Source organism: Nonomuraea sp. NPDC051941, assembly GCF_044593615.1.
The window spans coordinates 1-22,771 of sequence record NZ_JBIUCF010000007.1 but is presented as its reverse complement, the minus strand read 5'-3'; the positions used below and the strand labels follow the sequence as shown (position 1 = coordinate 22,771).

Genomic DNA, 22,771 nt, shown 5'->3' with positions numbered 1-22,771 from the left:
TGGGGGGGTGTGGGTCAGGCGAGCCCGCCGCCGTCGACGACGAGGGCGGAGCCGGTGATGTAGCTGGCCGCGTCACCGGCCAGGAAGAGCACGGCCTGGGCGATCTCGTCCGGGGTGCCCGCGCGGCCCATCGGCCGGTCCGCCGCGTCGGACCGGAAGGCGGCCCAGTCCTCGCCGAGCTGGCGGGCCTCGTCGCGCAGCATGGGCGTGTCGGTGTCGCCGGGGTTGACGGAGTTGACCCGGATGCCGGCCTTGGCGTGGTCGATGGCGAGCGCGCGGGTCATGTTCACCACGGCGGCCTTGGAGGCGCAGTACGAGATGGCGTTGCCGCCGCCCTTGAGGCCCCATCCGGAGCCCGTGTTCACGATCGAGCCGCCGTCGGTCATCGCGGGGATGGCGTGCTTGCACATGAGGAAGACCGAGCGGACGTTGACCGCCATGACGCGGTCCCACTCCTCGACGTCGAGGTCGAGCGCGGTGGTGCGGCGGATGATGCCCGCGTTGTTGAACAGGACGTGCAGGCCGCCGAAGGTCTCGACGGCGGCGCCGACGACGCGCCGGCAGTCCTCGGGGTCGGAGACGTCGGCCTGCACCGCGATCGCGTCTCCCGCCTCCTCGGCGATCCGCGCCACGGTGGCGTCCGCGCCGGCCGCGTCGATGTCGGCGACCACCACCCGGGCACCCTCCCTGGCGAAGAGCAGGGCGGTGGCCCGCCCGATGCCCGAGGCGCCGCCCGTGACGATCGCGACCTTTCCGTCGAGCGTCTTCATCCGTCGAACTCCTCACTTGCCGCACAAATGCGATAAATCGTGCTTTCGCGGTATCCAGTGATCACCTGGACGTGCCCGCCGAGCTTCTTGTCGAGGTCCTCGTCACCGCTGTCGGCCAGCAGCGGCCGTCCTTTCAGCGACGCGAGCTTCTGCTGGGTGGCCAGGACGAGGAGCCGTCCGGAGTCGCCCCCATCGAGCACCGCGTCGAGCACCCGGGGCGACACCTGCTGGTTCCCGCGTCCCAGCACGAACCCCTGCCCGCCGATGACCGACAGAACCAGCGCCGACTCCCTGCCGCTGACCAGGCCGAACAGCTCGGCCTCCGCGACATCCGCCGCCACCAGGCGGCCGCCCTCGTGGAGGCGTTCGACCACGTCCACGCCGAGCAGCGTGGTGGCGAGGCCCAGCGCGCGGCCGACGGCCCGCGTGGTGGCGCCAGGCCCGAGGACGTATCGGACGCCGGGCCGCATTCTGGCCACGACCTCCCGTGCGACCCCCTCGGCGGTGGCGGGCTCCACGCCTGACGATCCGGACTTGCGCCCCGACAGCGCGGCGCGGGCGGCGGGGACGCGCAGGCTGCCGTACAACCGGGGGCTGACCAGGCCGCGGCGGTAGGCGTCCTCGTCGAGATCCACCACCTCGGCCTCGGCCGTACGCGCCGGGTCGAACTCCGCCGCGACGAATCCGGCGGCGGCCGGGCTGACGGCGAAACAGCCGGAGTACACCTTCACCCCGGCCGGGACGCCCAGCACGGGCGGCGCCTGGCCGCCGAGCGCGCGGACCGCGTCGAGCACGTCGCGCGCCGTCCCGTCGCCACCCGCGAACAGCAGCAGATCCACCCCCGCCAGGGCGGCCACGGCGCGCCGCGTGTCCTCCGCGCTCGTCCCGGCGGACCCGCCGGACGGCGGCCGGACCAGGTCGTACGGGGCCCCGGAGGCGCGCACGCTGTCCTCGCCCATCCGGCCCGGCACGGTCAGGACCCGTGTCCCGGGACGGCGGGCCGTCAGCGTGCGGACGGCCCGCGCCGCCCGCTCGCCGGCCCGGGGCGTCGCGCCCATGGCCAGGGCCGCGCGCTGCACCTCCACGCCGTCGCTGCCTTTGAGCCCGGCCGCGCCGCCGAGCCCGGCGACCGGGTTGACGACCAGCCCGACCACCGCCGCGCCCGTCATGACAGGTGCTTGCGGACGTAGGCGCGCCAGGTGGGCGCCCACTCCTTGGGGTCGTCGAGCGACGTCATGTCGATCTTGTGGACGGACTGGTTGTACGGCGCGCCCTTGACGAACTCGGGATCCCGCCGCGCCTCGTCGGCCACGTGCGCCAGGATGAGCGCGTACTCGTCGAGGTCCTCCCTCGAGTACGACTCCGTGGGCTCCAGCGTGAACGGCTCGGGCACCACGTACGGGTGGTGGCTGGTCCAGTAGTGCACCCCGAAGTCGGCCGCTCTGACGCCGATCTCCTCCGAGTGCACCCCGGTCTGCTCAGACAGCTCCTGCCACGAGTAGCGCACCTGCTCGACCCTGCGCCGGTCCCACGGCGCGGACGCGCCCGGGATCTGCAGGATCTTGTGCATCAGGTAGTTGTTGTTGAGCACGGCCGTCTCGGCGACCTGCCGCAGGCCCTCGGCGCCGAGCGCCATGATCCAGGCGTAGGCGCGCACGATGTTCGGGGTGACGCCGAGGAACGGCCGCACCTTGCCGATGGAGGCGGGCGGCGTCTCCAGGCGGTAGGACTCGCCGTCGATGGCGACGATCGGGCCGGGCAGGAACGGCGCCAGGTCCTCGGAGACACCGCACGCCCCCGCCGCTGGGCCGCCGCAGGCGTGCGGCGTGGAGAACGTCTTGTGCAGGTTGAAGTGGCACAGGTCGAATCCGGCGTCGCGGGCGCGGGTGATGCCGAGGATGCCGTTGGCGTTGGCCTGGTCGTAGCAGGCCAGGCCGCCCGCCTCGTGCACCAGGTCCACGAACTCCCTGATCCGGGGGTTGAAGATACCGGTGTCCTCCGGGTTGGTGATCATCAGTGCGGCGGTGCGCGGGCCGACTGCGGCGCGCAGCGCCTCGATGTCGGGCAGGCCGTCGGCGTCCGGCATCAGGGTGATGACCTCGTAGCCCGCGGTCTTGGCGCAGGCCGCGTTCGACGGGTGGGAGAACATCGTGGTGATCACCTGGTCGCGACCCGCCTCGCCGCGGGCCGCGTGGTACGCGCGGATCATGGCGATGTTGGCGTAGATGGCCGCCGATCCGGAGCCCGGCTGGAGCGAGACCCGCGCCATGCCGGAGATCTCCGCCAGCATGCGTTCGAGCCGCCAGTAGATCTCCAGCACGCCTTGCACGGTGTCCTCGTGCTGGAGCGGGTGCAGCTCGGCGATGGCGGCGGCGAACCTGTCGTTGACCTTGGGGCTGTACTTCATCGTGCAGGTGCCCTGCCCGACGTCGATGTTGAGGTCGACGCCCAGGTTCTCCTGCGACAGCCGCAGGTAGTGCCGCAGCACGTGCAGCTGGGACATCTCGGGCAGCTTCGGCGGCTGCGCGCGGCCCACGGAGTCCGGCAGCTCGACGCGGGGCGCGCCGGGCTCGGGCACGGCGAGGCCGCGGCGGCCGGGCGCCGACAGCTCGAAGATGATCGGCTCGTCCCAGCGCGCCTGGTGGAAGCGGCGCAGCGGCGGCTTCGGCGCGACGGGGAGCTCGGCGAAGGACTCCGTGGTGTTCACAGCGTCTCCTGTACGGCTGCGGCGAGCCGGTCGATGTTTGCGATGGAGTGGCGTTCGGTCACACAGACCAGGACCGTGCGGTCGTCGAGCGGGACACCGCCGTAGATGCCGCGCTCGCGCAGCCCGTCGAGCAGGGCCGCGCTGGACGGCACCTCGATGGCGAACTCGCGGAAGTGGATCGCGTCGCGGTGCCGCACCGTGACCGACGCGGCCAGGGCGTCCATGGCGTAGCGGGTGCGGGCCAGGATCGTCTCGCCCAGGTCGCGCATGCCCTGGGGGCCCATGAGCGCCAGGTAGACCCCGGCCGTGATGCCCCAGAGGGCGGCGGCGGTGCCGACCCATTCCTTGCCCTCCTCGCGGTGCGCGAAGGAGGTGCGGTCGTAGTAGACGTCGCCGAAGCCGTACTCGCCGGGCACCTTCGTCGGCGCGATGCCGAACAGCCGGGACGGGAACTCCGCGACCAGTGGCTCGTGGTCATGCGTGGCGATGTAGCCGGCGTGGCCGCCGCCGTAGCTCTGGTGCATGCCGAGCGACTGGATGTCGCCGCAGACGATGTCCGCGCCGTAGGACGCGGGCGGGGCGAGCACACCGAGGGAGATCGGGTCGGCGCCGACCACGAGCAGCGCGCCGTGCGCGTGGGCCAGGTCCGCCAGCTCGCGACCGCGGGTCTCCACGACGCCGTAGACGTTCGGGGTCTCCAGGTAGATCGCGGCGTAGGAGTCGTCGAACGCCTCGACCGCGATCTCGCCGCCCTCCCCCACCTCGGCCAGGACGATCTCGACGTCCGGGGCGAGGAAGTCGCGCAGCTTGCTCAGTTTGTCGGCGGTGATGGCGGCGCTGACGCAGACCTTCGAGCGCTCGGTGTAGCGGCACGCCATGCGCAGGGCGGTGCCGGCCGCCTGGAAGCCGTCGTAGGTCGGGACGTTGACGACGTCCATCTCCAGCAGTTCGCCCATCATGCTGACGTACTCGAACAGGGCCTGGAAACGGCCGTGGTCCTCGTACGGCTCCCCCGCGTACGCGGTGAGGAACTCGCTCCTCCCGTTCACCTCGTCGCACACGGCCGGGACGTGGTGCGGGTAGCAGCCGTGGCCGAGGAAGCTCAGCGCCTGCTCCGTGTCGGTGACGCGGTCCAGCAAGCCCTTCATGTGGCGTACCAGGTCGTGCTCGGCCGTGAACGGCGCGGGCAGGTCGAGCGGCCGGGCCAGGCGCAGCTCGGAGGGGATGTCGGCGTAGAAGTCCTCGACGCTCGACGCGCCGATCGCGGCGAGCATCTCGGCCCGCACGCCGGGTTCGGCGTTCGGGATGTACGGGTGCGTCACGTGTCTCCTTCGATCCTGAGCACTACGGCGTCGCGCGCGGCGAGCTCGATGTCGCCGCGCAGGCCGGTCTGGGTGAGCAGGTCCGTGCCGGGGTACGGCAGGGTGACCCGCTGCGGGGTGGTCGTGTGGTTGAGCAGGAAGAGGTGGCGCCCGCGGCGGACCGCCTCCACGCCCGCGGGCACCTCGACGGCCGCGACGCCGCCGAGCACCTGGTCGAGCACGGGGGTCGTGTCGTCGAGCAGGCAGCTGACGTAGGTGACGTTGCCCCTGCGGGTGATCGCGGGCAGGCCGTCGAGATCACCGCCCTCGTACGCGGCCAGCACCACCGCGGGGCCGTCACCGTGTCGGTCGTCGCTGCCGAGGCGCACCCACTCCGTCCAGGTCCTGGCCACGCCGCCGGCGCCCCCCGCGTACCGCACCCGCTGGGTCGCACCATCGGCGAGGGGCCAGAACTCGTCGATCGCGACGCCGAGCAGGTCGCGCAGCGGGCCGGGCGCGCCGCCGTCATGGACGCGGTCGGTGACGTCCACGACACCGCTGAACGGGCCGATCACCAGCTCTCCGGTGACCGACGCCAGCCTCCCGGCCTGCTCGGGTGTGCACAGGTAGAGGTTCGGGACGATCACCACGCGGTAGCCGGACAGGTCGCGGTCCGGCGGCGCGAGATCGACCGTGATGCCGCGGGCGTGCAGGGGCGCGTACCAGGCGAGCAGCAGGTCCTTGAGCTTGAGCCGGTCGGACGGCATCGACTCCGGCGCCTCCAGGCCCCACCAGCTGTCCCAGCCGAGCACGAGTGCCACCTCGGCCTGCGTGTCCGTGCCCGCGACCTCCGCGAGTCGCCGCAGGTCGGAGCCGAGGCGGAGGGTGTCCTGCCAGCCGCGCGTGCGCGTGCCGCCGTGCGGGAGGAGTGCCGAGTGGAACTTCTCCGGGCCGTACCTGGCCTGACGCCACTGGAAGAACATCACGCCGTCGGCGCCGTGCGCCAGCGCCTGAAGGCTGTGCAGCCGCATCATGCCGGGCGGTTTGGGGACGTTCACCTCGCGCCACGACACCGCCGACGGCGCCGACTCCAGCAGCAGCCAGGGGCGCCGTTTGAGCGAGCGCATCAGGTCGTAACTGAGCGCGACCGCCACGTGCGACTCCGGGTCGGCCGGGTCGGGGTAGGCGTCGTCGCTCACCAGGTCCTCGGCCTCGGCCCATGCCCAGTAGTCGAGGCCGTGCAGGATGCTCATGAAGTTCGTGGTGACGGGAACGTCCGGGGTCATCACGCGCAGCACGTCACGCTCGGCCGTGAACAGCTCCAGGAGCGCGTCGCTGCAGAACCGGCGCCAGTCGAGGAGCTGAGCCGGGTTGATCGGCCCTGGCGCCTTGCGCGGCGGCTCGACCTGACCGAACGCGGTGTAGTGCTGGCCCCAGCAGGACGTGCCCCAGGCGGCGTTCAGCGACTCGATCGTGCCGTGGCGGGCCTCCAGCCAGGCGCGGAAGTGCCGGGCCGACTCCGGGCAGAAGCACTCCAGCGTATGGTCGGCGTACTCGTTGCCGACGTGCCACATGGCCAGGGCAGGGTGGCCGCCGTACCGCTCGGCCATGGCGGTGGCCAGCCGCACGGCGTGCTCGCGGAAGACCGGCGAGCTGGGGCAGTAACCCTGGCGCGAGCCGAACTCCAGCCGCACCCCCTGCGCGTCGACCGGCATGACCTCCGGGTGCTCACGGACCAGCCACGGCGGCGGGGTCGCGGTCGCGGTGGCGAGGTCGGCCGCGATGCCGTGCTCATGCAGCAGGTCCAGGACGCGGTCGAGCCAGCCGAAGTCGTACGCGCCGGGCCGCGGCTCCAGCCGCGACCATGAGAAGACCGCGACGGTGACCATGGTCACCCCGGCCTCGGCCATGAGCCGCATGTCCTCGGCCCAGACCTCCTCGGGCCACTGCTCGGGGTTGTAGTCGCCACCGAACAGCAGCCCCGGCACGCGCGTCAGGCTCACTCCCGCTCCCTCCTCGTGATATTTTGTATTCAGAATTCATAGTGCAGTATTTTGTATCGCGTCAAGCGGTAAGCTTGGCCCGGCCGAAAACCGAAGGAGCCTCATGCCCATCGAGCGGCGACCGCTTCGCGAGCAGATCAGGGAAGAGCTGCTGACCAGGCTCGATCGGGGCGACTTCGTCGCGGGCACCGACGTCAACGAGGCCGCGCTGGCCGCGGAGCTGGGCGTCAGCCGCACCCCCCTGCGCGAGGCCCTCATCACCCTCGCGGGCGAGGGCGTGCTGGAGAGCAACCAGGGCCGCGGCTTCAGGTTCGCGCCGGTGAGCCGCAAGGAGTTCCGGGAGCTGTGCGAGATCGTCGCGGCGCTGGAGTCGCTCGCACTCGACTGCTCCGACCCCGACCACCTGCGCCGCATCGCGCCCGAGCTGCTGACGATGGCCCAGGCGTTCCCCGACCGGATCGCGGAGCAGCAGGAGATAGAGCGTCACGACGACGAGTGGCACGACCTGCTGCTGAGCGGCTGCCGCAACGAGCGCCTGCTCGACCTCATCACCAGCGTCAAGGCGGGGATGCGCCGCTACGCCCACCTGCTGGCGGGCGACGACACTCCGCTCGAACGGGAGGCGACCGAGCACCGCCTGGTGGCCGAGCTCCTCATCGCCGGAGACCTCCCCAAGGCCGCACAGGCCCTGCGCGACAACTGGGTCAACGGCATGGAACGCATGATGTCCCGTATCCCCTCAGCCGATTAGGCCCCAGGCACGCACGCCGGCACCGTCGCCACGAACACCCGACCCCCGGCCCGCGTCTCCCTCTCTCATCCGCCCACCGCTCATCCCAGCGGCACAATCCCCGCACCCCGTTCCACCAGCCGCACCAGCCGGTCGACGGGGCGTAGTCTTGGCGCCCGGTCAGCACCACGGCGGCGGGCCTGCCGTTCACGGCCGGCAGCGACACCGCCGCCGGCCGGTCCAGTTCGCCATGTCGGCATCTCAAACAGTCGGCGCGTCGGCGTCGCGCGGGGCTTTGGTGATGGGTGTCACGATGGGCAGGGCGGTCAGCAACGCCGTCAGCTTCTGCCAGACCAGCAGATAGCCGACCTCGAGAATCAGGCGAGGGCAGAGAACGCAGGCGGCGCTGCACGTAGCACGCCCACGCCCACCAACTCGACAGCGACACCCTTATGAGCAGGCGAGCGGAGGTGTCCCGCAATCGCTCTGAGCGCTAACGTGATCTGATGCCCCGCCTGCCCGCTCTCATCGCATCAAAGTACGCGGGCAACGCCCCCTGCACTGCGCTGATCTACACGCTGGTGACGCCGCCCCTCCTTCCCAAAGCGAAACCCTGGGTGGCGGCCGGCACTGGCTGGATGATCGAGTTCACCCAGCTCAGCGATATCCCGGCCACGCTGCGACCACTGCTGGACAGCACGTTCAACCCGCCCAAGCCCTTCCGGTACACGGTGGGCTCCGCAACAACCCGGACCGCGCACACGCTCTGGCCACGGAGGACGAAGACGGGATGACAGCGTGGCGGATCCTGCTGCTCACGGCGACCGTGGCGGGCCTGGCATGCCTGGCGACGTCAATCGGTCGCCCCTGGGCGTACTTCACAGTGCAGAGCAACGTCATGCTCGCGCTCTACTACGGCTGGCGGCTGATCTCCTACCGCAGCCGGTCGGCCTCCCCCGACGTCAAAGGCGCGGTGACCTTATACCTGCTGGTCACATGCCTGGTGAACTACATCTCGCGCGACCTCGCGAACCCACTGGCGCTGCTCGACGGCGGCAGCGTGCGCGGGCTGGGCAACTTCCTGCTGCACTACGTGACACCCGTCATGGCGCTGGTCGACTGGGCCGCCTTCGACCGGTCGCGCCGGGTGCGCTGGGCCGCCCCGTTCGCCTGGCTGGGCTACCCGCTCCTGTACGGCGCCTTCGTGCTGCTCGCCGCCCCCAACCTGCCCCGCCGCTACGTCTACCCGTTCCTGAACGTTGAACGACTGGGCTGGCCGACAGTCGCGTCGCTGGCAGCCGCGGCACTGGCCGCCTTCGTGGTGCTGGGCTACGTCCTGTTCGGCGTCCACCGGCTCACGACCAGACCAGCGGACGCTTGAGCCCGCACCGAATCTGGCATCGTCGGACACCCTCGGTTAGGGCAAGGAAGCCTCCAGAGGCCCGGCGGAGCAGGCTGGTCACCCCTTGGCCAGCACCCGTACGAGGATGACGCTCAGGCCACCGTTCAAGGGCCGCGCCCACGCTGTCGACCAGGATGTCACTCGCTCCGATTTCCTGCGGCGCTCACGAGCTTCCCGGATCCCGCCGACGCGAAGGGATCGACCTTGACGACCCCGGCCGCCACCTCATCCAGCCCTGTGGAGAAAGGGCCTGCCTCGACGCTGTCCCGAGAATAGGTAAGGAATCATCCCTTCGTAGGAGCAAGCGAGGGCGGCGATGAGCTTTCGTGACTCGGAGCGCACGACCAGGCGGGCCGCCCCCGCGATCAAGAAGTCCTGACGAACGGGGCAGCGACGTGTCCACCGGCCCTGATCCCTACTCCGAACCAAGGCCAAGCGAGTCGTACTCAGCGGCACATCGCATCGACGAGTTCCGAGAAATGCGGGAACTCTGCTCGTGCGGCAGCCACGATCTGGGCGGGGGCACGGCGGCGGCCGGGTGCGTGTCGCTCAGCGATCGCATGGAAGGCCTCATTCGGCTCCGCAGGCAAGTCGGGATCACTGAATGCCTCCGCGGGGCCCAGACCAGCGGCGAACAGCCAGAGGAGATCACCAAGATCCCGGGCAATCACACCGCGCTCACCCTCGGAACCGATGTAGACAACGGGCTGGTCGGTGATCGCCACATCAGGCCGTACCAGCCAGAAGCCGGTGTAGTCACCCGTCCCGGTGGCGCCGAAGAAGCGGAACTCGCTACCATCGACCTCTTGGTTGCCGGTCCACAGCTGGAACCACCACGCCGTCCGATCGGGCTCTTCGAACTGAACGTATAGCTCGAAGTCACAGCCGCGAGCCTCGTCGGCCTCCTCATCCCACTCCCACTCGAAGCCAACCTGAGCCACCTCGGCCAGGGCAGTGGGCAATGCGAGATCTTGAGATATGTCCGCCACCCCAAAAGATTAAACGATCATCGAAGGCTGCTGAAAACGTGGCGCTTAAAGCGCGGAAGCGCACGAGGATCGCCCGATCCCGATAACAGGTGCCCTGGAGTGCCCGGGGTCGTTGCGGCCGTCACCATCGGCCGAGCCAAGACCGACGTTCCGTCACCCGCACCATCGCCAAGCTCTGCCGATCCGACCTCCTCGCGGTCGACGACATCGGCCTGCTCCCGCTCAGCCATAAGACAATCGAAGCCTTCTACCACCCGATCGACGCCGCCTACGAACACCACCTCTCGCCATCACCATCAACATCCATCCCTCCGAGTTCAACACGATCATCCCCAAGACCACCGCCACCGCCTCATGCGCCACGCACACATGGTCAAGACCAGCGGTGAATCCCACCACCTGGCCGAAGCCCTCACTGGCAAGGGCGTCATACCCCTGACCTGACCACCCGGCAGAACCGTTCATGTCCGCCAACCTGGAGATCTCATAGCCGCTTGCCTGGACCGGGGTGGCCGCCCGCCTGGACAAGATCGTGGCCGTCCACATCCAGCGATTGAGCACGCATTACTAGACATACTGGACTCCAAACGACTCCCGCTCTCCTAAGCGGGTGCCGCAGGTTCGAATCCTGCCGGGGGCACTTTTCTCGATCAGGCTTTTCACCCTCTGACCTGCGGCTTCTCCGCCGCAGATCCTTTGCTTGGTGGACCTTGATAGGCAGCCGAGGGCGCCCGTACGCAGCCGTAGGACCATGATCCAGGGATATGGTCGGGATGATCATGACGGGATTTTCCCAGGTCATGAGTACTCTGCAGCCCTACAGCATGCGCCGGGAGTCTGGCAAGGAGCACGCTCCGTCTACCTCGGAGCTCTCCGCCGTGACTCCCTTCCCGTCCGATCACCTGCGATGAATCCCTCGATCAGACTCTCAAGCTGGCCAGTATGGCAGGACTTGGCCGGTGAACGACAGGGCTGGGCCAGCTCGTCACAGCGAACGGGAATTGTTGTCGGCCCAGGGCAGCCCAGCCAACCCCGCGGGCATGCCCTGCACCAATCCCGTTCTACTCTGCAGGCTTCTCGCGGACGAACTGTAGGCGTGCTTCGGCGTCCGGAGGCGAGGTGAACTTCACCACCTCACGCCAGGTGTCATGCGGTGATATCTCCATCATGTCGAGCCTCTACATTTTCCGGAACGTGCGGGATCTGCTTGCGCACGCCAATCGCCATCGCTATCGCACCGCCCATGAACCCGACGCCAACTAATGCCAGGGCTACGAATCTTCCCATATCGGTGTCGCCGGCCTCTAATGATCCAACGATCACGTAAAAGAGGGTTACAGTCCCAGCTACCAAGAATAGGTTTCGTCCGTACATGGGTCATGAGCATACTAACCCGATGGGACCTTGTGAAGCCGATGGCCATCCCTCGACAGAGTTAAGCCTTCACAATAGCAGCTCGGCCTCGTTATCAGCTTCGACAGAAGAGCAGCCGGACTTCTCTATAGCCGATAGCCTGGCCGCCTCACTCAACGCGATGTCACGGCCACATTTTGCAGCATCCAATCCCATACCGAAGGCCGAGGCGACCTATACACACATCCAGGTTCCTAGTTTAGGTCTCGAAGGCCCCCGGCCGAGCGAAAGCGGCCTGTCGGTCTCACACCTACATCAACTCTCGTGATCGCATTGGCCCATTGACAGCCTTACCTAAGCACGCTTAGGAATGTCCCACGGACATATCTAGGGCATGCCCCACGCCAATATCGAGCTCCTTGAATGATGCGGGACCATGCAAGGGCTTGAGCGCCATATTGCTCAAGCCCTTGCATGCCTACTTGACCTGATCACAGTCTAGCAACAGGTCACACAATATTGTATCCGCCCTTGTACGAGCGCCAGTCCGATTCGGCGCGATTGGACTTTTGTCGCTTGTCAGTCTTGCTGTATGCGACGATTGCCTTGGCCCTCACTTTATGCTTGTACGCCTTGATGGAGACGCAGGTCCACGTGGTGCAGTCCATCACGATGTCCTCGTCAGCATAATTGGCTGGCTGGCCCTCGCCGGCCTGAAATTCGTCCTGGCTACAGTCATCCCCGTCGGCAAGGCCGCCCGTTGTGGCTCTAGCGCCCCAACCCCACGTAACCGAAGCACCGATCTTGCGGGCACATCCCGCCGTTTGGATAGTGATTTGAGAATGCTTGAGAAGGTAGTTATATTTCTTCTTGGTGGCCGCAGAGTTGCCCACCACAACCATGTTCCCGACAGCCTGCATTTTGCTGACTATCCATTTATCCACAGGCCCGGTATTCGGATGGATGATCCATGCGGATCGGTAGCAGACACGCAGGCGTATTCCCTTGACTAGTACGGCAGCCGCCATTCGCTGTGTGAGCTGGGATGAAACGCGGCTGGTCGATGCCCTCTTCTGATGGGATTCCCGTACAACGAGAGCAGCCGCTCGTGATCATGTCTGTGTGACGAGAACAAGATCCAAAGCGGCTGCTGCCCTCATCGTAGAGGCCAGGCGTGTGCAACGGAACCTCGACGACCTCATGACCGCGCTGGCCCCGAGGTTCCCCAGGATCGAACCGCGGCTGCAGGCTGCCAAGTACGTCCGAGCCGTCATGTCCGAGCTGCCTAGGCGCAACGGCTGGACGATCGCCGAGTGGATCGGTGACCGCCGCCCGGACGCCACCCAGCGCCTGCTGAATCACGCCCGGTGGGACACCGCGGGCGCGATGAGCACCGTCCGCCGCTTCGCCGTCGCCCGACTCGATGCCGCCGCCCGATCGGGCAGCCTGACCGTCGGCGTGCTGGACGAGTCCGGCCAGGAGAAGAAAGGCGTAGCCACGGCGGGCGTGAAACGCCAGCACATGGGCTGCGCGGGCGGCATCGACAACGGCGTCAACACCGTCTACCTCGCCTACGTGCGTGCCAGGGCGGGGCACGCGCTGATCGGCGCCCGGCAATGGATCCCCGCCGAGCAGATCAGCGACCCGGTCACCGCGATCACCACCGGCCTGCCGCTGGATCTCACCTTCGCCACCAAGGGCGAACTGGCCATCGACCTGCTGCGCGAGGCCTACGCCGACAACGTGCGCCTGGACTTCGTGACCGGGGACGAGGTCTACGGCGCCTGCACCAAGCTGCGCACCTTCCTGGAAGAACGCGGTCAGGCCTACGTGCTGCGCATCCGCGCCACCTTCACCCTCACCCTCGGCGGCGGCACCTGCCTGACCTGCGCCCAGGCCGTGGCCAAGCACCTGCGGCAGAAACGCCGGTGGACCATCCGCTCAGCCGGGGCCGGCTCCAAGGGCGAACGCACTTACGCCTGGGCGTGGATCGCCACCGCCAGCCCTGCCCACTTCCTGCTGGTCCGCAAGCACCGCACCACCGGCGAGGTGGCCTTTCACTTCTGCTTCGTGCCCGCCGGCCAGCCGGTCACCCTGGCCCGGCTCGTCTCCGCCGCCGGACTGAGATGGCCGGTGGAGGAAAGCTTCCAAGCCGGCAAGGACCTGTTCGGCCTGGACCAGTCCCAGGTCCGCCTCCACCAGGCACTGCTGCGACACCTCGTGCTGGTCATGGCCGCCCTGGCCGTCTGCGCGGTCACCGCCGCTGCAGCCCGGCACGGAACCGACACCCAGGTCAACCGCCCCACTCATCCCGACGAAGCACCGCCCGCCGACCCTGGCCTGATTCCGTTGACGGTTGCCGAGGTCAAGCGACTGTTCAACGCCGTCACCGGCCGCACACCGACGCTGGAACACGCCGCCCACTGGTCGGCCTGGCGACGCCGCCATCAAGCCCGCGCCCGCTGGTTTCATCACCGAGCCCGCCTGAGCACCGCATATATCCAGCTCAACTAACGAATGGCGGCTGCCGTACTAGGAAGCCACTGCCAGCATCAACGATTCTCGTGATCACCGCGGTGGATCGATCAGGCCGCAAGACCGCTGCCTCTCTTCGTATGCTTCTCTTGTAAACGGCCGAGTGGCGACGCCATCCAGGCCTCTAGCTGAAGGACACAACGAGGGCACATCTGATCAACCGCGAAACGCCGAGAATCATCGACGTCATCACAGTGATTCGTAGGCATTCACGCCTTGCGCATTCCAATGCTGGGTGATCGCGGGGTGTGATCGTCTTCGGGTGTGGGCCGGTGTGGATTGTGGCGGGAATCAGCCCGGCGTTGGATCGTGTGCGGCTAGAATAGCCAGCCACACGTGCTCCAACCCGTACGCAACTCAATGATCTTCGCGGCGCGAGCTGCATGCTCGGATCAAGGTCGTCGCTGATTCCAACTGTCATCCCCTGCGCCGTCAACGTGGGGCAAACCACGCGGACGACGCCCGGAATGACGTCGCTTCAGGACACAGCGGCGGTTCTGATGTGATCGGCCAGTGGCGACAGCGACGACAGCGGCAGTTCCCGATGCGTCCATGCCTGCCTGAGATCCTCGGGGGTGTAGCGGGGAAGCAGGTGAAGGTGGAAGTGGAACACGGTCTGCCAGGCCGTAGGGCCGGTGGCGTGCCAGATGTTCATCCCGCCCGGTTCCAGCGCGCGCCGCAGCAGGGCGGCCGTGTGCACAGCACCCCGCATCAGCAGGCCCGCGCGGTCCGGACCGATGTCGGTCAGGTCGCGACAGTGCTCGCGGGGGACGACCAAGGTGTGACCGCGAGTCGCCTGCGAGATGTCAAGGAAGGCGACCACGTGCTCGTCGGAGTAGACGATCTCCGCGGGGATCTCCCCAGCAACGATGCCGCAAAATGTACAGGTCCTGGTCATGACCGCCTTTCCTCCACTTGATCGAACCAGAGCGTAGCGACGCCGGATCAGGTTGGGGAGAGTGCCGTCGAGCGGTGGTCGAAGCCGACCTCGCTCCTCGTCCACGGGCAGGGTGAAGAAACGGACGTAGACGGGGCGGGCGTCGGGCGGGCCTCTTCGGCCTTACGGCTGTAGCGCAGGAACAGGGCGATGTACTCGTCGTAGAAGGCGCCGAGGTCTTTCTTGGTCGTGCGGCCCAGCCCGCGTGAGCCTTTCGCCCAGCCGGAGTCGGTCGGCGTCCTGCGCGCACAATATGGCGCCTACTACTTCTTCCCATCTGGTCAGCGTCGTCCTGGTTTGATGGAAGAGACCTGCCCTTTGTCTCCATCCGCGTGGTCAATTTCGCGTTTTCTGTCGAGGCGTTGCAAGCTCTCCTTCACATCGCGGACAGCCTGACACTAACAGTCCTGCTCGCGGTAGAGCCGCTGTGCGGGATCAGGCTGCCAACCAGCCAAGCGGGTGAGCTCTTCGTCGAATTCCGTGAGATCCCATGCCAGCCCCAAGGGTGCCAGGCACGTCGGCGTCGCTCTGCATCCGAACGATATTGTGCGGTCCACGCGGAGCGGTTGCCGGACGGCTTCCGTCTCGACCTGATACTTCCGGCGGGCAAGCGCTGAACGCGGAAAGGACTGACTCGTCATTCTAGGGACCGTGGCCAGCCTCGGAGACGACACCACCATCGGGCACACGATCGACGCCGTTCGTGACGGAACCGGTGAGGGCGCGCTCATCACCTCAGTGGTGAACGCGCCCTCGCAATAGAGCCCTCAGGCTGAGGTCGCAGCGCGCCTGGGCAGTACCCAGTCCGGACGCGGGAAGTGGCACGTGTAGCCGTTCGGGTACGCGATCAGGTAGTCCTGGTGCTCGGGTTCGGCCTCCCAGAACGGCCCTGCGGGCTCGATCGTCGTCACGGCCTTACCCGGCCACAGGCCCGACCCATCGACATCGGCGATCGTGTCACGTGCAACCTTCTCCTGTTCGGGGGTGAGCGGGAAGATCGCCGAGCGGTAGCTCGTGCCGATGTCGTTGCCCTGACGGTTCAACGTCGACGGGTCATGGATCTGGAAGAAGAACGCCAGGATGTCACGGTAGGTCGTCTGCGCCGGATCGAAGACGATCTCGACCGCCTCGGCGTGGCCGGGGTGGTTGCGATACGTGGCGTGATCGTTGTCTCCGCCGGTGTATCCGACGCGCGTGTCCAGCACGCCTGGCTGCCGACGAATGAGGTCCTCCATGCCCCAGAAACACCCGCCGGCCAGGATGGCCGTCTCGGTACCCGGTTCGCGGGTGATCTGTCCGGTGTCATGAATTCCGCTGGTCATGATGCGTGCTCCTCTGTGCTGGTGGTGTCGGCCGTCTCGAACAGCGAGCGGTACTCACCGTAGCCCTGCGTCTCGAGCTCGGAGACCGGGACGAAGCGCAGCGCCGCCGAGTTCATGCAGTACCTCTGGCCCCCGGCATCGGCAGGACCGTCATCGAACACGTGCCCGAGGTGACTGTCAGCTCCGGTGGACCGCACCTCCGTGCGAGTCATCCCGAACGACCTGTCCGTCTCCGAGCGAACAGCGTCCGCCACGATCGGCTTGGTGAAGCTCGGCCATCCGGTACCGCTGTCGTACTTGTCGGTCGACGAGAACAGAGGCTGCCCGGAGACCACATCCACGTAGATCCCCGGCTCATGGTTGTTCCAGTACTCGTTGTGGAACGCCGGCTCCGTCCCGTCCTTCTGAGTGACGCGGAACTGGCTGTCGGCGAGGCGGCTCAGCGCCTCCGGAGTCTTGCTGTAGTCGTGCGACACGATATCTCCTCTTCTGACGTCGCTGGCTACGGCGTCACTGGAAGTAACATCGCAGAGAATCGTTTTGGTCCCGGGTTCCTGAGAACTCGCTGTGACTGCGATCTCAGGTTCGGGTAGAAGGGTCAGGTCCGGAAAGCCCGCGTCGACGAGTCTGCCGATGAACTCGAGCATGTCAGCGATGTGGCCAGTAGCTCGCGGCTCGTACGTTGGAGCGCGGACGCCGATTGTCTGGTAGGCGTGTGCGAACGCTCTCTCGTTCCGGTACGCCCATGCCCACCACGGGATGCGAGCCACCTTGCTTGCGGCCAGGATCTTGTCGTCCAGGTCGGTGACATTGCGCACAAGCGTCACATCGAGTCCGTGCCCGATCTCAAGCCAACGCCATAGTTGATCAAATGCGACCGCTGACCTCAGATGTCCGGACATGCGGCACATCCTGAACCGTTGGCCCGCACAAGTACACACTTGTGGCCGTAGGCTTCATGGGCGGTCACCCAGCCGAACAGCACGCCGGCGGCGAGCGCCCGTTCGATCATGGCCCGTAGGAGCTGAGGTTTGGTGGCGAAGTCGACCTGTTCGGGGACGCGTGCGGCCGCGCGGCGCTCCGGTGACGCGATCCACGATTCCCTGGGCAGATAGAGCTCCCGATCGAGCACAGCCCGGCCACGAGTGGAGATGTAGCCGAGGAACACGCCGACCACGAGCTCCTCTCGTTATCCGCCCCGCGGATTGGCCCGTCTGCCGGAGATCACCTGCGGTCGTTCTCTGTAGAGCTTTTCCAAAAAGAACCTTGAAGTCCATAATTGGAGTTTTTAGGATTCGCTCGCACTAGGCTGGATCCCGTGGCGGATCAGGCGCGGGACAAGAACGATGCTCGGCTGACCGAGCGTGGGCGGGCCACGCGCAACCGCATCCTGAGAGCGGCCACGGACATGATGTATGTCCGTGGCGTGGCCGCAACAACCCTCGACGATGTCCGGACAGCCAGCGGGGCGAGCAAGTCACAGCTGTATCGTCACTATCCTGACAAGGATGCCCTGATGCGTGATGTCGTCGCGCTGCAAGCCTCCGAGGTTCTGGAGTGGCACCAGCAATACCTCACGCGTTTGAAGTCCGTGCGGGGATTGGAGCGATGGCGGGACGCGCTGGTCGAACGCGTCGCCCTACGTGAGGGCGCGTACGGTTGCCCCCTGGGCTCGCTGGCGAGCGAGCTCGCCGACCAGGACGAGGGGATCCGCAAGACACTCGCCCAGCACTTCGAGGAGTGGGAGGGGCTGCTCCGAGCCGGCCTGGAGAGAGCTCGAGACTCCGGCGCCCTGCGGCCGGACGCGGATCCCGCGGGGCTGGCTACCGGGATGATGGCCGCCGTGCAGGGCGGCTATCTGCTCGCTCAGACGGCCCGCGACCCGGGCCCCATGAAGCTCTCCCTGGACATGGCGATCGACCATATCCGCGCCTACGCCGCCGATGAGGGCTCCTGAGCAGCTTCTCTCGCATATGGACGAAATAGTCCTTTATTTTGTGCTGCCTGGTGGGTAAGGTGAGGACGGCGGCGACCCTCATGGGCATGTCAGAGCTCGCGGGGGTGCCCTCCGTACGGGTAGGCCCGGGGCTGACCGTGTTGACGCGTTACGCCACGTGGCCCGTACTCGGCGGCCCAGGACTTGGTGAGCAGCTCCGGCGCGGCCTTGCTCGCCCCGTACAGGCCTATCCCGGCGACGCCGAACCGGCGACCATCGTGGTCACATTCACGATCCCGTCGTGTCCGCGCTCGGCATGCCCGGCGCCAGCGCGGCGACGAGGAAGAACGGCGCTGCGGCCGGCCTGGGTACGTCCGTGATGTGGGCGCTGTCTGCCTTCCCGGGATATACGGCGATCGCCTTCACCTTCGGTGCTCCCTCCGTGAGCGAGGGTGACGGGCGCCCGGTCGCCACCGGCCGATGCGGGTGCGGACGGGCCGCCGGATGCGGTCGTCGGGTGAGGTGTAGGCGCAGTTCAGGAAGCGGCATGGGTAGGCCTGGTCGTGCATGAGCTTCGCGCAGGCCACGGCCCCCCACAGGCGCCGGTGCAGCAGCGCCGCGGTCACCGCGCCGAGTGTCGGTGCCACGAGGTATACCCACAGTCCCGTCCAGGTGGCGCCGACCAGCGCGGGGCCGATGCTGCGGGCGGGGTTCAGGCTGGTGCCGGACACCGGCCCCTCGGTGAACACCAGTACGGCCACGAGCGATGACGCGGCGGCCGCGGTGTACGGCATCAGGCGCGGGCGGTCGACGAAGGTGAGGATCAGCGTGAGGAGCAGGAACGTCATCACGGCCTCGGCGACCAGCGCGGTGGCCGCGCCGCCGAGCCTGGGTACAGTCGCGCCGACCCGCACGCTGGCCGCCGCGCCGTCCCACACCAGAAGCGCCGCCAGCGCACCGGTGATCGCGCCCGCCACCTGCGCTGAGACGTACTTCAGCGCCGAACCTGACGTCATCTTGTCCAGCACCCAGAACGCGGTCGTGACCGAGGGATTCAGGTGGCCGCCGCTGATCCGGCCAAGTGGCGAGTAGATGATCCCCGCCGCCGCGGTGGCGGTCAGGACGCCCGTCAGGAGCCTCCGCAGGTCCTCGTTCGGCACCGTATCGACGAGCGGCGAGCCGGGCGCGAAGCCTGCGACGATCGCGCTGACGACGAGCAGGAGCAGGAGCGCCGTGCCGACGAACTCGGCGGTGATCTCACGCCATCCGGCCATCGCCGTTCCCGCTGCTCGCACCGGCCGCCCCGCCGGCCCGTGCGGTTCGTTCGGCTTCGTCGATGGCCCAGGCGGTGTTGATGAGCCCGATGTGGCTGAACGCCTGCGGGAAGTTGCCGAGCAGCTCGCCGCTCCCGGGGTCGACCTGCTCCGACAGCAGACCCACGTCGTTGGCGTACGCGGCGGCTCGCTCGAATGTCTCCCTGGCCTGGCCGACCTGCCCGGACATGGCGAGCGCCCGCGCCAGCCAGAACGAGCACAACAGGAAGGTGCCCTCCTCACCAGCGAGGCCGTCGATACCGTCCGCGGTGCGGTAGCGGTAGACCAGGCCCTGGTCGTCGGTGAGCCGGTCCGCGACGGCGTCGATCGTGGAAGGCACTCGCGGGTCACCCGCGGGAAGGAAGCCGGTGATCGGCACCATGAGGACGCTGGCGTCCAGCTCGTCGGAGCCGAAGGCCTGCGTGAACGCACCCACCCGGTCGTTCCAGCCCTCGCGCAGCAGGGTTTCGCGGATCTCGGCGCGGGTCCGCCGCCAGGACTCGACACGCTCCTGCGCCCGTAGGAGGCCGGCGAGGGCGATGCCGCGGTCCAGCGCCACCCAGCACATGAGCTTGGAGTACAGGAAGTGCCGCGGCTCCCCCCGTGTCTCCCAGATGCCCTGGTCCTTTTCCATCCAGCGCTCGGCCGCGGTGTCGGCACAGACGAGGAGGAAGCGCCGGACGTCGTCGTCGATGTCGCCGATCTGCCGTTCGAGGCGCACGGCCGCATCGAGCAGCTCGCCGTACACGTCGATCTGCCGCTGGTTCCACGCGTCGTTTCCGACGCGTACCGGTCGGCTGCCGCGCCAGCCGCGCGGGTGCGGAAGGGTGCGCTCGCTCAGGTCGTGCTCGCCGCGGACGCTGAACATGATCTGCAGCGCGCGGTCCTTGCCCAGGGATGGGGCGGCGGTGGTGAGGAAGGCGATGAAGTCGCTCGCCTCGTCGGGGCAGGCCGCGACCCACAGGGCGCCCATGGTCAGTGACGCATCCCGTACCCACGTGTACCGGTAGTCCCAGTTGCGCTCGCCGCCGGCCCATTCGGGCAGCGATGTCGTGGCGGCCGCGACGATCGCGCCGCTGGGCTGGAAGGACAGCGCCTGCAGCACCCGCCCGCTGTGGTGCACCTGGTCGCGCCACGGACCGTCGTAGGCCTGGTGGAGGCTGGACCACGACTGCCAGGCGACGATCGTGTCGTCCAGCCGGGCCGCCAGTTCCGCCTGGTCCCACACCCGCGCGGGAGTCTCCTGCAGCGTCGAGCGGTGCATCCCGAAGTGCCGTGTTTCGCCCTCTCGCACCGTGAACACGCCGTATCCGCTGCAGTCGCCGATGCCGAGGGGGACCGGCGTGGTCAGCACGAGCGACTCGGCGCCGCCGCGGGCGGTCACGCCGCCGTCGACGACGGACAGGATCGGGTACATCAGGCCGTACTCCGGCCGGGGCCGGTATTCCACCTCCATCGGCACCTCGCCGCCGACGCCGGACACCCGTCGGGCGAGCAGGTGCGGCACACCGACGCCAAGCCGGTGGCCGCCGTCGTCCGGGCCGGTGAGCAGGGCGTCGGTGAGAACGACCGTGCCGCGCCCGGTGCGGAAGGTGGTCTCCAGCACCATCGTCTGGGGTAGGTAGCGGCGCGTCGTCTCATACGGGACGGTCGGGCGGATCGCCCAGTGCCCGGCCTCGTCGTCCAGCAGGCGGGCGAAGACGGACGGCCCGTCGAACCGGGGGAAGCACAGCCACTCGGCCGACCCGTCCCGGCTGATGTGGGCGGCGGATACCAGAGCATCGAGTTCGCCTCAATCTTCCGCAGGTTCGGTTCACAGGTCACCGTGTTCGAAGCCGCTCCGAGAATTCTGGGGCGTGAGGACGGCCGGGCGGCATGACCAGCACATCCTCATGGCTGGGTCCGTCCTACGAGCCCGCGCCACCGGCGGCTTGCAGGGCGTCCGCGGCCGTCAGCAAGGAGGCTCCGAGGAGCACGACGTCCTTCACCAGGAACTGCCCCGCGAGGGAGAGCTTCGGTTCCCCGGGGGTCTCTTGCCACGCCTCGGGCATCGTAGCCAGGAAGCTGAGAGTGGTGGCGAACATGCCGACGGCGGCGAGGCTGCCGAGGGCTGACGCTCTCGGCGCAAGAGGTTTTGCTCCGATCAGCGAGCCCAGAACGATTTCAGTGACGCCGATCAACCTAGCGACCTTCTTCTCCCCCAATCTGGCGATAAGCCACGAGAGCGGAGGGCTTGAGGTTACGAGGGGACGAATATTTTCTACCTCGTAGTCTTCAAATTTTATTCGCCCGATCTCCAGAAGGTTGATCACAAGTCCATACCGAACGGTCGAAATACCCACACTACGCACTATTCTTCCGATGCGGTGCATTTCCATGAAATCCTCGCCCCACGCGTCGGTTATATCGCCCAGTCTAGGACTCGAAACATCAACCAACGCTGAGCATCAGGTCATGCTTCACCATCGGTGTCGAGGCCACCGCCGATCACCGCTACGCGGTCGGCGACGACCACGCGGCCGGGCCTTGTCCGTGCGGCTGGTGCCGCATGACCGGCAGCTGCCGCGGGCGCGGGCGAATACTGTAACCATCTGGTCATCGGTCGGGCCGGCGTGATCGTGATCAGCTCGAAACGCGGCACCGCAACACGCGCATCTCCGGCCGCCAAGGCCAGTTGTGGATCGGCCGACGCCCGGCCGACACGCTGGTGAAGGCGGCGGCGTTCGAGGCGCGCCGCATCGTCGAGCTGCTGCGCGCGGCGGGCTGGACGGTGCCGGTAACGGCGGTGGTCGCGGTGCCCGACGCGCGCCTGCTCCGCTGGAGTGTGTTGACGGTGTCCGGCGTGACGCTGCTGCGGGCCAGTCGAGTGTGTGGCTGGATCCTGCGCCGCCCCGCCCGGCTGGACGACGGCCAGGTGGCCTCGCCGGGCGCGTCCGCCGAGCGGCTCTTCCCGCCGTACGCGCCGTCCGGCTGACACGTGAATCCACCTCAGCCAAGCAGGCGGCAGCGAACCCTGGCCGGTGATCGTCGGTCAGGGTTTAGTGGCGAGGCAGGCGTCAGGCGGCCGCTGGTTCGAGGGTGACCTTATGGCCGAGAGCTTCGAGTTTGGCGATGAGCCGCCGGGTTTCCTTCTCGGGGTCTTTGCGGGTGGTGAAGTAGTCCTCGCCGAGCTCGTGGTAGGGCGTGCCGGTGGCCAGGACGTGCCAGATGATGACCATCATGGCGTGGGCGACGGTGACGACCGCCTTCTTCTTGGCCACGCTGCTGCGGTAGCCGCCGTTCTTCATCACATGCCGGTGATAGAGCGAGCGCAGGTAGCCGGTATGTCGCACCGCCGACCAGGCGGCCTCGACCAGGACCGGCTGCAGATGCTGGTTGCCGTGACGACGTCGTCCGGATTTGCGTTTGCCGGCCGACTCATGATTTCCCGGGGCCAGTCCCGACCAGGCGGCGAGTTTGGCGGCGGTGGCGAA

Annotated in this window: 24 protein-coding genes and 1 pseudogene; 7 read left to right on the top strand and 18 right to left on the bottom strand. The window is 67.8% G+C overall.

From position 1 onward, the window contains the following. Positions 1 to 14 precede the first annotated feature (14 nt). Genes ACIHFD_RS14420 through ACIHFD_RS14400 form a run of 5 tightly spaced genes read right to left on the bottom strand, consistent with a single transcriptional unit; the run spans position 15 to position 6,781 of the window. On the bottom strand, positions 15 to 770 hold the full coding sequence (locus ACIHFD_RS14420; protein WP_397367238.1) for an SDR family NAD(P)-dependent oxidoreductase: 756 nt from the start codon (positions 768 to 770) through the stop codon (positions 15 to 17). After that, positions 767 to 1,939, bottom strand: a complete 1,173-nt coding sequence (locus tag ACIHFD_RS14415) for an ATP-NAD kinase family protein (RefSeq protein WP_397367236.1) — start codon at positions 1,937 to 1,939, stop codon at positions 767 to 769. Before ACIHFD_RS14415 ends, ACIHFD_RS14420 begins: the two co-directional genes overlap by 4 nt. Then, the gene (gene gcvPB / locus ACIHFD_RS14410) at positions 1,936 to 3,477 is read right to left on the bottom strand and encodes an aminomethyl-transferring glycine dehydrogenase subunit GcvPB (protein WP_397367235.1); all 1,542 of its coding nucleotides are present in this window, start codon (positions 3,475 to 3,477) and stop codon (positions 1,936 to 1,938) included. Before gcvPB ends, ACIHFD_RS14415 begins: the two co-directional genes overlap by 4 nt. Continuing rightward, on the bottom strand, positions 3,474 to 4,799 hold the full coding sequence (gene gcvPA, locus ACIHFD_RS14405; RefSeq protein WP_397367234.1) for an aminomethyl-transferring glycine dehydrogenase subunit GcvPA: 1,326 nt from the start codon (positions 4,797 to 4,799) through the stop codon (positions 3,474 to 3,476). The genes gcvPB and gcvPA overlap by 4 nt, the downstream gene beginning before the upstream one ends. Then, complete coding sequence (locus tag ACIHFD_RS14400) at positions 4,796 to 6,781, bottom strand: beta-galactosidase (RefSeq protein WP_397367233.1); 1,986 nt, start codon at positions 6,779 to 6,781, stop codon at positions 4,796 to 4,798. Before ACIHFD_RS14400 ends, gcvPA begins: the two co-directional genes overlap by 4 nt. A gap of 103 nt (positions 6,782 to 6,884) precedes the next feature. Here ACIHFD_RS14400 and ACIHFD_RS14395 point away from each other — a divergent pair, with 103 nt between their 5' ends. The 3 genes from ACIHFD_RS14395 to ACIHFD_RS14385 all read left to right on the top strand — a co-directional run bounded on the left by ACIHFD_RS14395 (position 6,885) and on the right by ACIHFD_RS14385 (position 8,892). After that, positions 6,885 to 7,532 (top strand): GntR family transcriptional regulator, encoded by a 648-nt coding sequence (locus ACIHFD_RS14395; protein WP_350731884.1) that lies wholly within the window; start codon positions 6,885 to 6,887, stop codon positions 7,530 to 7,532. Positions 7,533 to 8,017: 485 nt separating this feature from the next. After that, on the top strand, positions 8,018 to 8,305 hold the full coding sequence (locus tag ACIHFD_RS14390; protein WP_397367232.1) for a hypothetical protein: 288 nt from the start codon (positions 8,018 to 8,020) through the stop codon (positions 8,303 to 8,305). Then, positions 8,302 to 8,892: a Pr6Pr family membrane protein gene (locus ACIHFD_RS14385; RefSeq protein ID WP_397367231.1), complete on the top strand. Its 591-nt coding sequence runs from the start codon at positions 8,302 to 8,304 to the stop codon at positions 8,890 to 8,892. Before ACIHFD_RS14390 ends, ACIHFD_RS14385 begins: the two co-directional genes overlap by 4 nt. A gap of 467 nt (positions 8,893 to 9,359) precedes the next feature. Here the strand turns inward: ACIHFD_RS14385 and ACIHFD_RS14380 are convergent, their stop codons facing one another. The 3 genes from ACIHFD_RS14380 to ACIHFD_RS14370 form a co-directional block, all read right to left on the bottom strand. Next, on the bottom strand, positions 9,360 to 9,875 hold the full coding sequence (locus ACIHFD_RS14380) for an SMI1/KNR4 family protein (RefSeq protein ID WP_397367230.1): 516 nt from the start codon (positions 9,873 to 9,875) through the stop codon (positions 9,360 to 9,362). Between the two features lie 1,173 nt (positions 9,876 to 11,048). Continuing rightward, positions 11,049 to 11,276 (bottom strand): hypothetical protein, encoded by a 228-nt coding sequence (locus ACIHFD_RS14375; RefSeq protein WP_397367229.1) that lies wholly within the window; start codon positions 11,274 to 11,276, stop codon positions 11,049 to 11,051. 488 nt (positions 11,277 to 11,764) lie between these two features. Continuing rightward, positions 11,765 to 12,175: a hypothetical protein gene (locus ACIHFD_RS14370; RefSeq protein WP_397367227.1), complete on the bottom strand. Its 411-nt coding sequence runs from the start codon at positions 12,173 to 12,175 to the stop codon at positions 11,765 to 11,767. A gap of 256 nt (positions 12,176 to 12,431) precedes the next feature. Here ACIHFD_RS14370 and ACIHFD_RS14365 point away from each other — a divergent pair, with 256 nt between their 5' ends. Further along, on the top strand, positions 12,432 to 13,769 hold the full coding sequence (locus tag ACIHFD_RS14365; protein ID WP_397367226.1) for an IS701 family transposase: 1,338 nt from the start codon (positions 12,432 to 12,434) through the stop codon (positions 13,767 to 13,769). A gap of 499 nt (positions 13,770 to 14,268) precedes the next feature. Here the strand turns inward: ACIHFD_RS14365 and ACIHFD_RS14360 are convergent, their stop codons facing one another. The 5 genes and pseudogenes from ACIHFD_RS14360 to ACIHFD_RS14340 form a co-directional block, all read right to left on the bottom strand. After that, positions 14,269 to 14,688: an HIT family protein gene (locus tag ACIHFD_RS14360; protein ID WP_397367225.1), complete on the bottom strand. Its 420-nt coding sequence runs from the start codon at positions 14,686 to 14,688 to the stop codon at positions 14,269 to 14,271. Between the two features lie 806 nt (positions 14,689 to 15,494). Continuing rightward, entirely contained in the window at positions 15,495 to 16,049 is a 555-nt protein-coding gene (gene msrA, locus ACIHFD_RS14355) for a peptide-methionine (S)-S-oxide reductase MsrA (RefSeq protein WP_397367224.1), read from the bottom strand. Further along, entirely contained in the window at positions 16,046 to 16,525 is a 480-nt protein-coding gene (gene msrB / locus ACIHFD_RS14350; protein ID WP_397367469.1) for a peptide-methionine (R)-S-oxide reductase MsrB, read from the bottom strand. The genes msrA and msrB overlap by 4 nt, the downstream gene beginning before the upstream one ends. A 192-nt stretch (positions 16,526 to 16,717) precedes the next feature. Beyond that, positions 16,718 to 16,951: pseudogene (locus tag ACIHFD_RS14345) on the bottom strand (cysteine--tRNA ligase); the annotation flags it as partial. Then, on the bottom strand, positions 16,936 to 17,226 hold the full coding sequence (locus ACIHFD_RS14340) for a transposase (RefSeq protein WP_397367223.1): 291 nt from the start codon (positions 17,224 to 17,226) through the stop codon (positions 16,936 to 16,938). The gene ACIHFD_RS14340 and the pseudogene ACIHFD_RS14345, both read right to left, overlap by 16 nt. 141 nt (positions 17,227 to 17,367) lie before the next feature. Here ACIHFD_RS14340 and ACIHFD_RS14335 point away from each other — a divergent pair, with 141 nt between their 5' ends. Then, positions 17,368 to 18,006 (top strand): TetR/AcrR family transcriptional regulator, encoded by a 639-nt coding sequence (locus tag ACIHFD_RS14335; RefSeq protein WP_397367222.1) that lies wholly within the window; start codon positions 17,368 to 17,370, stop codon positions 18,004 to 18,006. Between the two features lie 267 nt (positions 18,007 to 18,273). On the opposite strand, the gene ACIHFD_RS14330 is transcribed toward ACIHFD_RS14335, so the two are convergent. From ACIHFD_RS14330 to ACIHFD_RS14320, 3 genes are read right to left on the bottom strand one after another with little or no spacing between them, the layout of a single operon-like run. Beyond that, positions 18,274 to 18,411, bottom strand: coding sequence for a hypothetical protein (locus tag ACIHFD_RS14330; RefSeq protein WP_397367221.1), 138 nt, complete (start codon positions 18,409 to 18,411; stop codon positions 18,274 to 18,276). Beyond that, the gene (locus ACIHFD_RS14325; RefSeq protein ID WP_397367220.1) at positions 18,408 to 19,259 is read right to left on the bottom strand and encodes an MIP/aquaporin family protein; all 852 of its coding nucleotides are present in this window, start codon (positions 19,257 to 19,259) and stop codon (positions 18,408 to 18,410) included. Before ACIHFD_RS14325 ends, ACIHFD_RS14330 begins: the two co-directional genes overlap by 4 nt. After that, positions 19,243 to 21,057: a glycoside hydrolase family 15 protein gene (locus ACIHFD_RS14320; RefSeq protein ID WP_397367468.1), complete on the bottom strand. Its 1,815-nt coding sequence runs from the start codon at positions 21,055 to 21,057 to the stop codon at positions 19,243 to 19,245. Before ACIHFD_RS14320 ends, ACIHFD_RS14325 begins: the two co-directional genes overlap by 17 nt. Here ACIHFD_RS14320 and ACIHFD_RS14315 point away from each other — a divergent pair. Further along, positions 20,965 to 21,177 (top strand): NAD-binding protein, encoded by a 213-nt coding sequence (locus ACIHFD_RS14315; protein ID WP_397367219.1) that lies wholly within the window; start codon positions 20,965 to 20,967, stop codon positions 21,175 to 21,177. The genes ACIHFD_RS14320 and ACIHFD_RS14315 overlap by 93 nt on opposite strands. 28 nt (positions 21,178 to 21,205) lie before the next feature. On the opposite strand, the gene ACIHFD_RS14310 is transcribed toward ACIHFD_RS14315, so the two are convergent. Beyond that, on the bottom strand, positions 21,206 to 21,670 hold the full coding sequence (locus tag ACIHFD_RS14310) for a YkgB family protein (RefSeq protein WP_397367218.1): 465 nt from the start codon (positions 21,668 to 21,670) through the stop codon (positions 21,206 to 21,208). Between the two features lie 302 nt (positions 21,671 to 21,972). Between ACIHFD_RS14310 and ACIHFD_RS14305 the strand changes: the two genes are divergently transcribed. Further along, on the top strand, positions 21,973 to 22,272 hold the full coding sequence (locus ACIHFD_RS14305; RefSeq protein WP_397367217.1) for a hypothetical protein: 300 nt from the start codon (positions 21,973 to 21,975) through the stop codon (positions 22,270 to 22,272). A gap of 82 nt (positions 22,273 to 22,354) precedes the next feature. Here the strand turns inward: ACIHFD_RS14305 and ACIHFD_RS14300 are convergent. Next, positions 22,355 to 22,771: transposase (locus ACIHFD_RS14300; protein ID WP_397367216.1), on the bottom strand; the 417-nt coding region annotated here is incomplete at its 5' end.

Excerpts from the sequence above, each read along its gene's own strand:
- ACIHFD_RS14420 (WP_397367238.1), bottom strand. The coding sequence starts at position 770 with ATGAAGACGCTCGACGGAAAGGTCGCGATCGTCACGGGCGGCGCCTCG.
- ACIHFD_RS14415 (WP_397367236.1), bottom strand. The coding sequence starts at position 1,939 with ATGACGGGCGCGGCGGTGGTCGGGCTGGTCGTCAACCCGGTCGCCGGG.
- ACIHFD_RS14395 (WP_350731884.1), top strand. The coding sequence starts at position 6,885 with ATGCCCATCGAGCGGCGACCGCTTCGCGAGCAGATCAGGGAAGAGCTG.
- ACIHFD_RS14390 (WP_397367232.1), top strand. The coding sequence starts at position 8,018 with ATGCCCCGCCTGCCCGCTCTCATCGCATCAAAGTACGCGGGCAACGCC.
- ACIHFD_RS14385 (WP_397367231.1), top strand. The coding sequence starts at position 8,302 with ATGACAGCGTGGCGGATCCTGCTGCTCACGGCGACCGTGGCGGGCCTG.
- ACIHFD_RS14375 (WP_397367229.1), bottom strand. The coding sequence starts at position 11,276 with ATGTACGGACGAAACCTATTCTTGGTAGCTGGGACTGTAACCCTCTTT.
- ACIHFD_RS14370 (WP_397367227.1), bottom strand. The coding sequence starts at position 12,175 with ATGCAGGCTGTCGGGAACATGGTTGTGGTGGGCAACTCTGCGGCCACC.
- ACIHFD_RS14360 (WP_397367225.1), bottom strand. The coding sequence starts at position 14,688 with ATGACCAGGACCTGTACATTTTGCGGCATCGTTGCTGGGGAGATCCCC.
- msrA (WP_397367224.1), bottom strand. The coding sequence starts at position 16,049 with ATGACCAGCGGAATTCATGACACCGGACAGATCACCCGCGAACCGGGT.
- ACIHFD_RS14325 (WP_397367220.1), bottom strand. The coding sequence starts at position 19,259 with ATGGCCGGATGGCGTGAGATCACCGCCGAGTTCGTCGGCACGGCGCTC.
- ACIHFD_RS14310 (WP_397367218.1), bottom strand. The coding sequence starts at position 21,670 with ATGCACCGCATCGGAAGAATAGTGCGTAGTGTGGGTATTTCGACCGTT.